The 14,254-nt window shown below is 71.8% G+C and carries 8 protein-coding genes; 1 reads left to right on the top strand and 7 read right to left on the bottom strand.

The genetic code is table 11. The annotated features are described in order from the left end of the window. Window positions 1–212 precede the first annotated feature (212 nt). Complete coding sequence (locus ACZ7FF_RS00795) at window positions 213–1,631, top strand: polysaccharide pyruvyl transferase family protein (protein ID WP_470808321.1); 1,419 nt, start codon at window positions 213–215, stop codon at window positions 1,629–1,631. A 59-nt stretch (window positions 1,632–1,690) separates the two neighbouring features. On the opposite strand, the gene ACZ7FF_RS00790 is transcribed toward ACZ7FF_RS00795, so the two are convergent. The 7 genes from ACZ7FF_RS00790 to ACZ7FF_RS00760 all read right to left on the bottom strand — a co-directional run bounded on the left by ACZ7FF_RS00790 (window position 1,691) and on the right by ACZ7FF_RS00760 (window position 14,194). After that, a complete protein-coding gene (locus ACZ7FF_RS00790; RefSeq protein ID WP_470809551.1) occupies window positions 1,691–2,851 on the bottom strand; it encodes a glycosyltransferase family 2 protein in 1,161 nt (386 codons plus the stop codon). Between the two features lie 360 nt (window positions 2,852–3,211). Then, window positions 3,212–5,317, bottom strand: a complete 2,106-nt coding sequence (locus tag ACZ7FF_RS00785; protein WP_470808320.1) for a hypothetical protein — start codon at window positions 5,315–5,317, stop codon at window positions 3,212–3,214. A 152-nt stretch (window positions 5,318–5,469) separates the two neighbouring features. Further along, a complete protein-coding gene (locus ACZ7FF_RS00780; protein WP_470808319.1) occupies window positions 5,470–6,966 on the bottom strand; it encodes a D-ribitol-5-phosphate cytidylyltransferase in 1,497 nt (498 codons plus the stop codon). 484 nt (window positions 6,967–7,450) lie between these two features. Continuing rightward, window positions 7,451–8,899 carry a GTPase ObgE gene (obgE, locus tag ACZ7FF_RS00775; RefSeq protein ID WP_470808317.1) on the bottom strand — a complete coding sequence of 483 codons (1,449 nt, stop codon included), beginning with the start codon at window positions 8,897–8,899 and terminating at the stop codon, window positions 7,451–7,453. Window positions 8,900–9,020: 121 nt separating this feature from the next. After that, entirely contained in the window at window positions 9,021–9,275 is a 255-nt protein-coding gene (gene rpmA, locus ACZ7FF_RS00770; RefSeq protein ID WP_020940020.1) for a 50S ribosomal protein L27, read from the bottom strand. A 14-nt stretch (window positions 9,276–9,289) separates the two neighbouring features. Then, a complete protein-coding gene (gene rplU, locus ACZ7FF_RS00765) occupies window positions 9,290–9,610 on the bottom strand; it encodes a 50S ribosomal protein L21 (RefSeq protein WP_392069235.1) in 321 nt (106 codons plus the stop codon). A gap of 339 nt (window positions 9,611–9,949) precedes the next feature. Further along, entirely contained in the window at window positions 9,950–14,194 is a 4,245-nt protein-coding gene (locus ACZ7FF_RS00760) for an Rne/Rng family ribonuclease (RefSeq protein ID WP_470808314.1), read from the bottom strand. Between the last annotated feature and the right edge of the window lie 60 nt (window positions 14,195–14,254).

Here is a 14,254-nt window from a genome sequence, read left to right as displayed (position 1 = left end):
GGCCTGCCTTGCGCTTGCCACTTGCCTGCTGTCCCCTCGCCCGTCCCGGCTGCCTCTGTCCGGCAATCTACGCGAAGGGGATCGTCCGGTGCGCGCCGGTCCACCCCCCGGACGGCCGTCCTGTAGTCGTTTGCTCACGGTTTGCTTACGGCAAAAAGGTTGTGCTGGTTGTGTATAGAAATTAAATCTCTGACAAATTTAACGTGATCGTCGTGTCACCTACCGTTCCCCAACCGAAGCGCATCCTGCTCAGATCGGGCAAGAACCCCTACGACGTCCTGTCGGCGGAAGAGGCCCTGCACCAGGATGTGATCGCCACCAACTCCGGCAACCTGATCTTCCAGGACGCGGCGCACAAGATCCTGCAGACGCCGGACACCGAGGTCGTCTCGAACCGCGGCCGCACCGAGGTGGCCGCGGCGGCGCGCATCAACGAGGAGTACGACGCCTTCGTCGTGCCGCTCGCCAACGCCTTCCGCCCGTCCTTCGAGACCGCGCTGGCGCGGCTGACCCGGCTCATCTCCCGCCTGCGGATACCGGTGGTCGTGCTCGGTGTGGGCGCGCAGACCGGGGTGAGCTACGACCCGGCGCGGCTGAAGCGGATCGAGCCGACCGTACGGGAGTTCTGCACGGCGGTGCTGGAGCGCAGTTCGTCGATCGGTGTGCGGGGGGAGTTCACCGAGCAGTACCTGCGGGACATGGGCTTCCGGGACGTGGAGGTCATCGGCTGCCCCTCGCTGTTCATGCACGGCCGCAGCCTCGACGTGCGCAGGCGGGTGCCCGAGCTGACGGCCGGTTCGCGGATCGCGGTCAACGGCTCGCACAGCGCGGTGCGCAAACAGGGGCTGGGCTCCGTCGTCGACCACGCCCACGCGCGGTATCCGAACCTGCGGTTCATCGGCCAGAACCTCAGCGACGCACGGCAGTTGCACTGGCGGGACCTGACGGACCCCAACTCGGGGCTGACCGCGATGCCGACGCACCCGGACCACCCGATGTACCGGGAGGACAAGGTGCGGGTGTACGTCGACCCGATCACCTGGATCGACGACCTGCGGGACTTCGACTTCTCCTTCGGCTCCCGCATCCACGGCAACATCGCCGCGCTGCTCGCGGGCACGCCCGCGACGGTGCTGTGCGGCGACTCCCGCACGCTGGAGCTGTGCCGCTACTTCGAGATCCCGCACCGGCGGCTGGACCAGGTCGTGAAGGACCCCCGGGCGGCGGACCCCGCGCTGCTGTACGAGCAGGCCGACTTCGGCGGGCTCGTCGGCAACCACACCGAGCGGTTCGAGCGGTTCGTCTCGTTCCTGGACAGGAACGGGCTGCGGAACACGTTCACGCACGGCGACGGCGGCGCGGCCTTCGAGGAGCGGATGCGCTCGCTGTCGTTCCCGCCGGGCATCCGGCCCTGGAACGACACCGACCTCGCCTCGCTCAGCAGCCGGTTCGGCTGGCTGCACTCCCAGGTCAGCGAACTGACCCAGGACAACGCCCAGTTGCGCAAGGAGCTGACGCGGGCCCGCAAGGCGCAGGGTGCGCCGACCGCCCCGAGCGCGTCCGTCTACCGGCGCGCCCGCCGGGTGGTGGGCCGCCCCATCCGGCGAGCCCTCCAGTCGGGCAAGCAGTGACGCACACGGGGCGCGGGGCCGCTGCCTGAACGGGCGGGCGGTGACTGCGGGGCCCTCCGTCAGGCCGCCGCGGCCTTGAAGTCCTTCGCCGACAGGGTGCGCCGGACCTTGCGGACCGCCCTGCGCAGGAAGGAGTTGGCGGCGGCCTCGCGGTAGCCCTCGAAGGCGCGGGCCTCGCGGGGCTCGGCGAGGTAGATGTCGTCGGCGATGCCCGCCTTCTTGGACCTGAAGTGCGGGTAGACGAGGTAGACGCGGGTGCCGCGCTTCTCCAGGAGGGCCGCGGCCTGCTTCTTGGCCTTGACGAACTCCACGACGTCCAGCAGCAGTTCGGTCCGCCGCAGGGCGACGAGATGGAGCCGCAGCCGCTCGTGGACCTTCAGGCGGCGGGCCACGCCGGGCGTCCAGTAGGCGTCCATCAGCGGCGCGGCCAGCTCCAGCTTGTGCCGGCGGACCTCCTCGCTGTCCTTCAGGAACCTGGGCCCGAACTGCGGCAGCAGGGTGATCAGGAACGGCCGGACCATGAGGGTGTCGCGCCTGTCCCCGGCCGGCACCATGTCCGCGACCAGCTTCATCAGGGCGCGCGCGGAGTCGAAGCGGAGCGTGTAGCTGCCGGTCTTGGTGACGTGCTTGCCGTCGTCGCGGCCGACCAGGTAGTAGCAGGTGTGGTCGGCGAGGACGGACACGCCGTCCGCGCGCAGGTACGCCTCCATGGTGAAGAGGGCGTCCTCGCCGGTCCACAGCGACTCGTCGAACCGCATGCCGTGCCGCTCCAGCAGGTCGCGGCGGAAGAGTTTCTGCGCGCTCAGCGTGAACTTGATGTTGGAGGAGAAGACGTCGGTGCGCGGGAGGGTCTTGGCCCACATGACCTTGGGCGCGATGCGGTTGACGCCCTCGACCCGGCCGAGGACGACGTCGGTGCCGTTCTCGTCGGCCATGGCGACCATGCGCTCCAGGGCCTCGGGGCCGAGCCGGTCGTCGGCGTCGAGGAAGAAGACGTAGCGCCCGGCCGCCTTGCCGAGGCCGACGTTGCGGGGGCCGCTCGGGCCGCCGGAGTTCTCCTGGCGGATCACGGTGACGGACATGGGGGCGCGGGCGGCGAACTCCTCCAGGCAGTCGCCGGTGCCGTCGGTGGAGCCGTCGTCGACGGCGATGACCTCCAGGCGTGCCGAGTCGATGGTCTGGGCCTCGACGGATGCCAGGCACTCGACCAGGTACGGCATCGCTTCGTACGCCCCGATGATCACCGTCACATCAGGCTGCGTCACGACGGTCACACTTCCCCCTTACCCATGGAACATTCCCCACGTTTCGCCTCAATGGCAACGTGTTAGACGGACGACCGATGGAAGCGGTTGCCTCGCGCCCGATGATCAGTGGCGCACGTCACACGGGGTGTGGCGGACGAGGACGCCACCCTGCTGCCACCCGACAGTACGTAGGGTCGGTAAGAATCACTCACCTTCGTCCGGGAGCCGGGGTAAGAGCTTCCGGTAAGAATCCTGAACAACGGGCGGGGCCGGCGGGACGGAAAAGGGCCGGCCCTGGGATCTCTCCCGGGGCCGGCCCTCGACGCGGTGCGGTCAGTTCGTGCTGACACCCTCCGTGTCGTCGGCCGACGCGGCCCGCTGTCCGGGCACCGCGCCCGCCAGCCCGGACTCCTCGGTCCCGGCCAGGCGGGACTGCTGGCCCACGTTGCGGGCGTCCGCCTTGAGGGCCAGGTCGGCCACCGCGGTGTTGAACTGGTCGATGGACTTCGGCTCGTCCGGGCCCAGCAGGTACCGCTTCAGCTCGCCGCGGGCGTCCGCCAGCGGGTCGGCCGACGGGTCGCGCACGGCGTCCAGCAGGCCGCCCAGCTCGGCCGCGCCGTTGGCGAGGACGACCGCGGCACGCACGGCCGTGTTCTGCCGCTTGAACTCCTCGAAGCCCAGCTCGGCGGAGTCGGTGACGGCGTACGGCTTGCCGCTCGCGATGAAGTCCGAGACCACGGAGGAGATGTCGGAGACCATCGCGTCGGAGACGTTGAAGCAGTCGTACAGGCGCGGCTCGGCGCCCGTGATCACGCGGTGCTCGGACGACGGGAAGGAGCGCCAGTAGGCGTCGTTCCACTCGGCGCGCAGCCGGGCGGTCTCCTCGTGCCTGCGCACGTCGACGACGCCGTCGCGGGTGGCCTCGGCCTCGTCGCCCTTCTCGCCGCCGGCGCCGGCCAGCTCGGCGAGCCGGGCCTCGATGCGGGCCAGCTCGGACCTGGCCCGCGCGGTCGCGGCGGCGTCCACGGCGAAACGGGGGTCGGCGCCGCGCGCGGCGGCGGCCTTCTCGACCAGCGCGGTGATCCGCCGGTGCGCGGCGCCGGCCTCCTTGCTGACCGTCCCGGTGAAGGGGTGCGGCTTGTACAGGACGCGGACCGGCGGGTCGGCCTGCACCAGCCTGTTCACGATGTTCTCGCCGGCGAGCACGATCGAGGTGTTGCCGGGGTTGCCGTCCCAGCCCTCCCAGGTGGGGGCGTACAGCACGGTCGGGATGCGGCCCTCGGGCACGCCCGCCCAGCCCTGGATGGGCGCGAGCTGCGGGCGGCCGACCTCGACGATGTCGTCGTCGCGGACGCCGACGTCGGCGATGGCGTAGCGGTCGCGGCCCGCGCGGCCGGCGGTCCACACCTCGTCGTACACCTTGCTGAACGGGTTGACGCTGGCGAGCTTGTCGCTGTCGCCGTGGCCGATGAAGACGTGCTTCATGGTGGGCACGCGCAGCAGGTGGATGTTCTTGCCGACGTTCGCCGCGTACAGGGCGACGCGCACGGTCGAGAGGTCCATGTTCATCAGGTGCACCCCTCCGGGCACGCAGATGACGGGGACCGTGGTGGGCGCGAGGTTGTTCAGGATGGCCCGCTCGCGCAGGATGATCAGCGGCCGGGACTCCAGCTGCTCCATCGTCTCCAGCCACATGTTGACCTGGTACGCGGAGTCCTTGGAGCCGGAGAAGTACAGCACGGTCTCCGGCTTGTAGCCGGCCAGCCAGTCGTCGACGGCGGCGAGGACGACCTCGGCCCTCGGCGGGATCTTCCGGCCGCGGACGTACGGCACGAGCACGAGGACGTACAGCACGCCGAAGGCCGCGGTGAGGCCGATGCCGGCGAAGCCGGGGGCGGAGGAGTCCAGCGCCGCGGCCACCAGGATGCCGGCGACCGCGAACAGGTCGAGGTGGAGCATCTTCTCGGCGCTGCGGTGCAGCAGGCCGCGCGGCGGGGCGTCCGGGATGCGGATGCGGGACTTCAGGTCGACGTTGCGGGTGGCGACCGGCATCCGGCGGCGGTTGCGGATGAGGGTGACCAGCGCGCCGTGCGGGGCCTGGAGGCCGTAGAAGGCGATGAAGCAGGCGACGGCGCCGTAGAAGATCAGGTCGTCCGCGTGGGACAGCCGGGCCAGCAGCAGGATCAGCAGCAGCTGTCGGATCAGGAAGCGGATCGACAGGCCGGCCCGGACCTTGCTGAGGCGGTTGATCAGGTAGCTGCCCTTGCGGTGCAGATAGTGGTCCGCCAGGTACGTCACGACGGCCGCGGCCGCGAAGGCAGGGATGCTCGGGACGAGCGCGGCCAGCATGAGCGCCGGGAAGCCCAGGATCATGAGGGCCGCCGCGGCCAGCTCGGCCGCGCTGCCCACCCGGGCTACGCGAATAGCGGTGGATATCACGGGGAAACCTGCTCTGGGAGGGGGAGTGCCGGTTTTGTTCAGAAATGCCGGAGATGCCGGTGGTTTCGCGGTGTACGGATTCAGGCCCCTGCGAACGCCCGGTGAATGAGCGAACCCAGAGGCCTGAATTCCTAAAATCTATTTACTGATCATTACACGCCGTCCTGACGGTCCAGCACCGAGGCCAGCGCCTGCTCGAAGCCGGAGGCCTTGGCGGCACCGGCCGTCGGGTCCTGCTGGCGGACGTCGATGACATGGCCGGTCAGCTCCGACAGCAGCACGTCCAGGGAGGTGCGGGCCACGGCCTCGGAGGAGAGCAGGCTGCCCGCCGGCTCCTGACCGAAGGCCTTGGTGCGCATCGGGGTGGCGGTGCGCTCGGGGTTGATGCAGTTGACGCGGATGCCGTCGCCGGCCCACTCGTCGGACAGCGCCTGGGTGAGGTTCACCATGGCGGCCTTGGTGGAGGAGTAGAGGGAGTACTCGGCGCGGCCGCGGGTGTAGCTGCTGGAGGTGTACAGCAGCAGCTGGCCCTTGGTCTCGGCCAGGTACTTGTAGGAGGAGCGCGCGATCTGCACCGGGGCCAGGTAGTTGACCTTCAGCGCCTCCTCGATGGTGGCGTTGTCGGTCTCGGCGAGCTTGCCGATGCGCAGCACGCCCGCGGTGTTGACGACGCAGTCGATCCGGCCGGTCTCCGCGTACGCCTTGGACAGCGCGTCGTCGACCTCCTCCGGGTTCTCCACGTGGGTGCCGGTGGTGGACCGGCCGAGGGCGTAGACCGTCGCGCCGTAGGACTCGGCGAGTTCCGCGATGTCCTTGCCGATGCCGTAGGAGCCGCCGAAGATGACGAGCGTCCTGCCGGTGAGGAGTTCGCGGTAGGCCTCCTCGCCGTTCTGCTCGGGCGCGGCGGTGGAGGCGAGCTGGAAGAGCTTGTCGGCGATGAAGACGTCGACCGGCTGGGTCACCTTCATGTTGTACTCGTCGCCCGCGACGACGTGGATCGGCACGTCCGGCAGGTACTTCAGGACCACCGAGCAGTCGTCCGTCGCCTGGAAGTTGGGGTCACCGGCGGCGACCTCGTAGGCGCGGCGGATCGTGGACAGCTTGAAGGCCTGCGGGGTCTGGCCGCGGCGCAGCCGGGAGCGGTCCGGGATCTCGGTGATGAACTCGCCGTCCTCGCCGTGCGTGCGCGTGACGATGATGGTGTCCGCGGACGGGATGGCGACGTCGACGGCCTGGTAGCGCTCCAGCGCGGTCACACAGTCGTCGATGACGCGCTGCGAGAGCAGCGGGCGCACGGCGTCGTGGAAGAGGACGTTGCGGTCCTCGCCCTCGGCCAGGCCCTCACCGAGGGCGGAAATGGCGCGCTCGGTGGTCTCGTTGCGGGTCGAGCCGCCCTCGATGATCTTCGTGACCTTGGTGAACCCGGCCTTGGCGACGATCTTCTCGATGTCCGGTACGTACCCCGGCGCCATCAGCACGATGACGTCGTCGATCGAGTCGGCCCTCTCGAAGGTGGTGAGGGTGTGCTCGATGACTGCCTTGCCGGCGATCTTCAGCAGCTGCTTGGGGATCGACAGACCCACCCGCTGGCCGGTGCCACCGGCCAGGATCACTGCGGTGGTACGGGGCTTGGCTATGTGCTGGGACACAGAGGACCTACCTTGGGGCGACAGGGAACCGTGAAATGCTCCCACTTTAGGTAAGGGGAGTGCAAGGTGAGCGACATCCCATGCATATCCGAGCGCAACCTGTCATTCACCTTGCACGCCCGGTGATTGGACGAGGAACGCCGTCAATCCCTGTGAATTTGCTGTGAGTAAGTCCACAGGTGTGACACGGGAGGCGTGAAGACACTGCGCCCAGGCGCGCCGGGGCCCTGGCAGCGACGGGGGTGACGGTCCTCCGGTCCCGGTGCGGGGCCGCACAGGTTCTTCATATGCGGCACGGCACCGTTGCGAACGGGATGGAAATACCGCTCACCGGGCGCCCCATTGCCGCGGAATTCCACATCAAGATTCCGCAGCATTTCGGTCTCGGCCAGGGTAAGAGATCGATTCACCGGCCCCGCCGAACCGGGACAGAGCGGTGCGGCGCGGAGAGGACCGGGATCCTTTCCGCGCCGCACGGTTCGGTCTACTCGAACGGGTCGAAATCGTCGTACTCGCGGAGCGACTCGTCCCGTTCCGCCTGCCTGTCCCGGCGGCGCTGTGCCGCGGGGCGCTCCCCGTCGAAGCGGTGGTCCTCGCCACGGCGGCCGAGCATCTCCGCACCGGCCATGACCGAGGGCTCCCAGTCGAAGACGACCGCGTTGTCCTCGGGGCCGATGGCGACGCCGTCGCCGTTGCGGGCGCCCGCCTTCATCAGCTGCTCCTCGACGCCGAGGCGGTTGAGCCGGTCGGCGAGGTAGCCGACGGCCTCGTCGTTGTTGAAGTCGGTCTGGCGCACCCAGCGTTCGGGCTTCTCGCCGCGCACCCGGAACAGCGGCTCGCCGCCGACCTCCTCGCGGCTGACGGTGAAGCCGGCGTCGTCCACGGCCTTGGGCCGGATGACGATCCGGGTCGACTCCTCCCTGGGCTTCGCGGCACGCGCCTTGGCGACCAGCTCACCGAGCGCGAAGGTCAGCTCCCGCAGCCCGATGTGCGCCACCGCCGACACCTCGAACACGCGGTAGCCGCGGGCCTCCAGGTCGGGGCGGACCATCTCGGCGAGGTCCTTGCCGTCGGGCACGTCGACCTTGTTCAGGACGACGATCCGCGGCCGGTCGCCGAGACCGCCGTACTGCCGCAGCTCCTCCTCGATGATGTCGAGGTCGGAGACGGGGTCGCGGTCGGACTCCAGGGTGGCGGTGTCCAGCACGTGCACGAGCACGCTGCACCGCTCCACGTGCCGCAGGAACTCGAGTCCGAGGCCCTTGCCCTGGCTGGCGCCCGGGATCAGACCCGGCACGTCGGCGATGGTGTAGACGGTCGAACCGGCGGTGACGACACCGAGGTTCGGCACCAGCGTCGTGAACGGGTAGTCCGCGATCTTCGGCTTGGCCGCGCTCAGCACCGAGATCAGCGAGGACTTGCCCGCGCTCGGGTAGCCGACGAGCGCCACGTCCGCGACGGTCTTCAGCTCCAGGACGATGTCGTGGAGGTCCCCGGGCTCGCCGAGCAGCGCGAAGCCGGGGGCCTTGCGGCGGGCGGAGGCCAGCGCCGCGTTGCCGAGGCCGCCCCGGCCGCCCTGCGCGGCGACGTACGACGTGCCGTGCCCGACGAGGTCGGCGATCACGTTGCCCGCCTTGTCGAGGACGACCGTGCCGTCCGGGACCGGCAGGACCAGGTCCTGGCCCTCCTTGCCGGAGCGGTTGCCGCCCTCACCGGGCTTGCCGTTGGTGGCCTTGCGGTGCGGGGAGTGGTGGTACTCCAGCAGCGTGGTGACCGACTGGTCCACGGTCAGGATGACGTCGCCGCCACGGCCGCCGTTGCCACCGTCCGGGCCGCCGAGCGGCTTGAACTTCTCACGGTGGACGGAGGCACAGCCGTGGCCTCCGTTACCCGCGGCGACGTGCAGCTCGACGCGGTCCACGAAGGTGGTCATGGTTCAGTGCCTCCAGGAAGTACGGGTATGTCTAGGTACTAACGCGCGAAAGGCGGACCCGCCTTCCCGATCGGGAAGTGAGGTCCGCCTCGCGAAAGTGTTCGGTGCCGAATCAGATGATTCAGGCGACCGGAACGATGTTCACGACCTTGCGGCCACGGTGGGTACCGAACTCCACCGCACCCGGCTGCAGGGCGAACAGCGTGTCGTCGCCGCCACGGCCGACGCCGGCGCCGGGGTGGAAGTGGGTGCCGCGCTGGCGGACCAGGATCTCACCCGCGTTGACGACCTGACCGCCGAAGCGCTTCACGCCGAGCCGCTGGGCATTGGAGTCGCGACCGTTCCGGGTGGACGATGCGCCCTTCTTGTGTGCCATTTCTCCTCAGTCCCTTACTTCGCAGCCGCGGGGATCGACGTGACCTTGATCGCCGTGTACTGCTGGCGGTGGCCCTGACGACGGCGGTAGCCGGTCTTGTTCTTGTAGCGCAGAATGTCGATCTTCTGGCCCTTGTGGTGGTCCACGACCTCGGCCTGGACCTTGATGCCGGCCAGCACCCACGGGTCGCTGGTCACAGCGTCGCCGTCGACAACGAGCAGGGTCGAGAGCTCGACCGTGTCGCCAACATTGGCGGTGGAAATCTTGTCAACCTCGACGATGTCGCCGACAGCAACCTTGTGCTGGCGACCACCGCTGCGCACGATGGCGTACACGCGGATCTCTCTTTCGCTCGGAAACGGCACCCCCGCAGGCCAGCCGCCCTGGAAACACCATGGGCGACCTCTCCCGGCCAGCCTTGCGTCCGGGAGGAAGAGGTTTACGGAGATGTGGCGTGCTCAGTCACACGCCGACGGTCAAGGTTACGGTCCTCGGCCGAGGGGGTCAAACCGGGCCCCTCGGCTGTGCAACAGGTCACTGAGAACCGAACCGGGCCCCGCGGCCGGCCTCTTCGAACGGCCCGCGGGGGCGAGCCCGGCAGGCCCCGTGGGGCCCGGCCGGGCTCGGTGACGTGCGGCCGGCCGGTCGGAACCGGCCGGCCGCACGCCGGGAGGTCAGGCCTCGTCGGCGGGGGCGGAGACCGCGGTCTTCTTCGCCGTCGTCTTGGCCGCGGCCGTCTTGGCGGTCTTGGCCGCCTTCTTGGCCGTCGCCTTCTTGGCGACCGTCTTCTTGGCCGCCGTCTTCTTCGTGGCGGCCTTCTTCGCCGTGGCCTTCTTGGCCGCCTTGCGGGCGGTCTTCTTGGCCACCGCGACCTCTTCGGCCAGTGCCTCGGTGTCGTCCGACGCGGCCGACGGGACGACCACGACGGCCGTCTCCTCGGACGCGGTCGGCGCGGTGGCCTTGCGCACGGCACGGCGGCGCGGACGGGCCGGGGCGGCGCTCTCGGCGGGCGCCTCCTCGACCGCGGCCGGGGCCGCGGGCTCCTCGGCCAGGGCCTCGGGCGCGGACTCGGCGACCGTCACCACGGCCGCCTCGGCACCCGCGGGGGAACCGGCCGGCGCGGACACCTTCCGGGTCGCCCTGCGGCGCGTGCGGCCCTTGGGCGCGGCCTCCTCGGCCGGTGCCTCTGCCTCCGGCGCCGGAACCACCTGGTCCTCGGCGGCCGCGGGCTCGGTCAGGGCCTCGGCGGCCGTCTCGGGCTGCACCGGGCGCGCCGCCGCCGCCTCGGCGGTGACGTCCTGGGCGGTCGGAGCCTCGACGGCCTCCTCGCGCGGGGCCTCGGCCCGCTCCGCCCTGGGAGCCTTCTCCGCCCGGGGCGCACCGGCCGGAGCGGACGCCCGGCGGCTCGCCCGGCGACGGCTGCGGCCACGGGTGGCCGCCGCCTCCGCCTCGGCGACGCTGCTGTACAGCTCCTCGTCCGGCGCGAAGTCGGGCGCGGGCAGCGCGACCGGCTCGGCGGCCTCGGCGGCCACCTCGGCGGCCGCCTCGGTCTCCGGCTCGACGGCCTCGCCCGTCTCCACGGCCACCGCGGCGGTCTCGTGCACGTGCTCGTGCACCTCGCCACCACGGCCGCGCTTCTTGCGCTTGCCGCCGCCACCGCCGCCCGCGCTCGGCTGCTCCATGTGCACGATGACACCGCGGCCGTTGCAGTGGACACAGGTCTCGGAGAAGGACTCCAGCAGGCCCTGGCCCACCCGCTTGCGGGTCATCTGCACCAGGCCCAGCGAGGTCACCTCGGCCACCTGGTGCTTCGTGCGGTCGCGGCCCAGGCACTCCAGCAGGCGGCGCAGCACCAGGTCGCGGTTGGACTCCAGGACCATGTCGATGAAGTCGATCACGATGATGCCGCCGAGGTCGCGCAGCCGCAGCTGGCGCACGATCTCCTCGGCCGCCTCCAGGTTGTTCCTGGTGACCGTCTCCTCCAGGTTGCCGCCCTGACCGGTGAACTTGCCGGTGTTGACGTCGACGACGACCATCGCCTCGGTCCGGTCGATCACCAGCGAACCGCCGCTGGGCAGCCAGACCTTGCGGTCCAGGGCCTTGGCGAGCTGCTCGTCGATCCGGTAGGTGGCGAAGACGTCGACCTCGGAGGTCCACTTCGACAGACGGTCGGCCAGGTCGGGCGCGACGTGCGAGACGTACCCGTGGATCGTGTCCCAGGCCTCGTCGCCGCTGACGACGACCTTGGAGAAGTCCTCGTTGAAGATGTCCCGCACGACCCGGACGGTCATGTCCGGCTCGCCGTACAGCAGCGTCGGGGCGTTGCCGTTCTTGGACTTCTTCTGGATGTCCTCCCACTGCGCCTGCAGCCGCTCGACGTCCCGGCGCAGCTCGTCCTCGCTCGCGCCCTCGGCGGCGGTGCGCACGATGACGCCCGCGTCCTCGGGGACGATCTTCTTGAGGATGGTCTTCAGCCGGGCCCGCTCGGTGTCGGGCAGCTTGCGGCTGATGCCGGTCATGGAGCCTTCGGGGACGTACACGAGGTAGCGGCCCGGCAGGGAGACCTGGCTGGTCAGACGCGCGCCCTTGTGCCCGATCGGGTCCTTCGTGACCTGCACGAGGACCGACTGGCCGGACTTCAGGGCGGCCTCGATGCGGCGCGGGCCGTTGGCCATGCCCAGCGCCTCGAAGTTGACCTCACCGGCGTACAGGACGGCGTTGCGGCCCTTGCCGATGTCGATGAACGCGGCCTCCATCGACGGCAGCACGTTCTGGACCTTGCCCAGGTAGACGTTGCCGACGTACGAGGTCGCCTGCTCCTTGTTGACGTAGTGCTCGACGAGCACGCCGTCCTCCAGGACGCCGATCTGCGTGCGGTCGCCGTGCTGGCGGACGACCATCACGCGCTCGACGGCCTCGCGGCGGGCCAGGAACTCGGCCTCGGTGATGATCGGGACGCGGCGGCGGCCCTGCTCACGGCCCTCGCGGCGGCGCTGCTTCTTCGCCTCGAGACGGGTCGAGCCCTTGATGGACTGCACCTCGTCGGACGGCTCGGCGGGCTTGCGGGGCTCGCGGACCTTGACGACGGTGCGCTCGGGGTCGTCGTCGGACGGCTCGGCCTCGGTGGACGTGTCCCCGGCGCGACGGCGGCGACGGCGGCGACGGCGGCTGCTCGCGCTGGAGCCGCCGGACTCCTCGTCGCGGCCCTCGTCGGCGTCCTCTTCCTCCTGCTCGGCGGTGTCCTCGGCGTCCTGCGCGGCCTGCTCGGCGGCCAGTTCGTCGCCCTCGGCGTCCCCGTCCTCGCTCTCGGCGGCGTCACCGCGACGGCGGCGACGGCCGCCACGGCGGCGACGGCGGCGCGAACCGGACTCCTCGTAGCCGTCGGCGCCCTCCGCCTCCTCGGCCTCCTCGCCCTCGTCCTCGGCGGGCTCCGCGGCCTGCTCCGGCTCCGCGGCAGCGGCGGCGGCCGGGGCGGCCTGTGCCTCCTCGGCCGGGGCGGCGCCCCTGCGGCGACGGCGGCGGCGCGAGTCGGCGTCCGCGCGCTCCTCCGTGTACTCCTCGGGCTCCTCCACGTCGGCGGCCTCGGCGGCGGCCTCGGCCGCGGCCCGCTGCGGGGTCTGGAACCTCGGCTCGGTGAACACCGGCGCCTGGAAGACGGCGACGGCCGGGCGGGCGGGGCGGCGCGGGGCCTCGGCCTCGTCCGACTCGGCGGCGCCTGCCGCGGCGGAGCGCGCGGGCTCGGCGAACCCGGACGCGGGGCGCACGGCCCGGCGCCGGGCGCGGCGCGGGGCACCGGCCTCGGCGGCGGCCGGGGCGGGCTCGGCGGCCTGGGCGGGCTCGGTGGTGTGCGTGGTGACGGGGACCTCCGGGGTCTGCGCGCCGGAGCCGGCCTCGGCCTGCGCGGCGGGCGCCTCGGCCTCGGTCTCGGCGGCGGCCTCGACGGGCGCGGACACCCGGCGGGTGGCCCGGCGCCGGGTGCGGCGCGGAGCGGCCTCCTCGGCGGGAGCGGCCTCGGCGGGCTGTTCGGCGGCGGGGGCCGGCTCGGCGGCGGCCGGGGCCTCCGCGACGGCGGCCTCGGTCTCGACAGCCTCGGTCTCGGCGGCCTTCGGTGCCCCGGCGGGCGCGGAGGCGCGGCGGGTGGCACGTCGGCGGGTACGGCCTGCGGGCGCGGCCTCCTCGGCGGCCGGTGCCTCCACGGCGACCGGCTCCTGCGGCACCTGCACCGCCTCGACGGCGGCCGGCACCACGGTCTCCGCACCCTCAGCGGACGCGGGCCCGCCTGCGGGAGCGGTCGCGCGACGGGTGGCACGGCGACGCGGACGGGCGGCCGGCGCGGCCTCCTCGGCGGCGGGCGCGGGCTCGGCGGCCTCCACGGTTTCGGCGGGGGCGGCGGCCTCCGCAGGAGCGGCGGTCTCGGCCTCGGCGGTCGGCGCGGTCACGCTGCGCGTGGCACGGCGCCGGGTGCGGCGGGGCGCAGCCTCCTCGCCCACGACGACCTCGCCGCCCTCGGCGACGGCGGCGGGCCGCGCCGCCTCGGCCTCGGCCGGTACGACGGTCTCGACCGCCTCGGCGGTGGTGGGCGCCCCGGCGGGGGCGGAGGCACGGCGCGTGGCACGGCGCCGCGGACGGGCCGCGGGTGCGGCCTCCTCGGCGGCCTCTTCCGTCTCCGGGGTCTCGGCCACCACTGCGGCCTCCTCGCTCTCCACCGCTTCCGCGGCCTCGTCGACCGAGGCGGCCTCGGTGACCTCGTCGGAGTCCGCGGCCGGTATGGCCGGGAGGGTGACCTCGGCGGGCGCCTCGGCGTCCGCGACGGGCGGACCCGCCGGGCGCGAGGCGGCACGGCGACGCCTGCGCGGCGGCAGGGTGTCGCTCGGAGTGTTCAGTTCGGAACCCTCGTTGGGTTCGGTCGGCTCGAGCATGCGGGCGTTTCTCCCGTCAGGCTCCCGGGCGCCGCGCCTGGTCCGGCGGCGGTCACGAAG

This window comes from Streptomyces sp. NPDC037126 (assembly GCF_055605965.1).
This window is presented reverse-complemented; position numbering and strand designations above follow the sequence as displayed.

What these genes read in the sequence shown, in the direction of transcription:
- ACZ7FF_RS00790 (WP_470809551.1), bottom strand. Translation starts at nt 2,851, where the DNA reads ATGCCGTACCTGGTCGAGTGCCTGGCATCCGTCGAGGCCCAGACCATC.
- obgE (WP_470808317.1), bottom strand. Translation starts at nt 8,899, where the DNA reads ATGACCACCTTCGTGGACCGCGTCGAGCTGCACGTCGCCGCGGGTAAC.
- rpmA (WP_020940020.1), bottom strand. Translation starts at nt 9,275, where the DNA reads ATGGCACACAAGAAGGGCGCATCGTCCACCCGGAACGGTCGCGACTCC.
- ACZ7FF_RS00760 (WP_470808314.1), bottom strand. Translation starts at nt 14,194, where the DNA reads ATGCTCGAGCCGACCGAACCCAACGAGGGTTCCGAACTGAACACTCCG.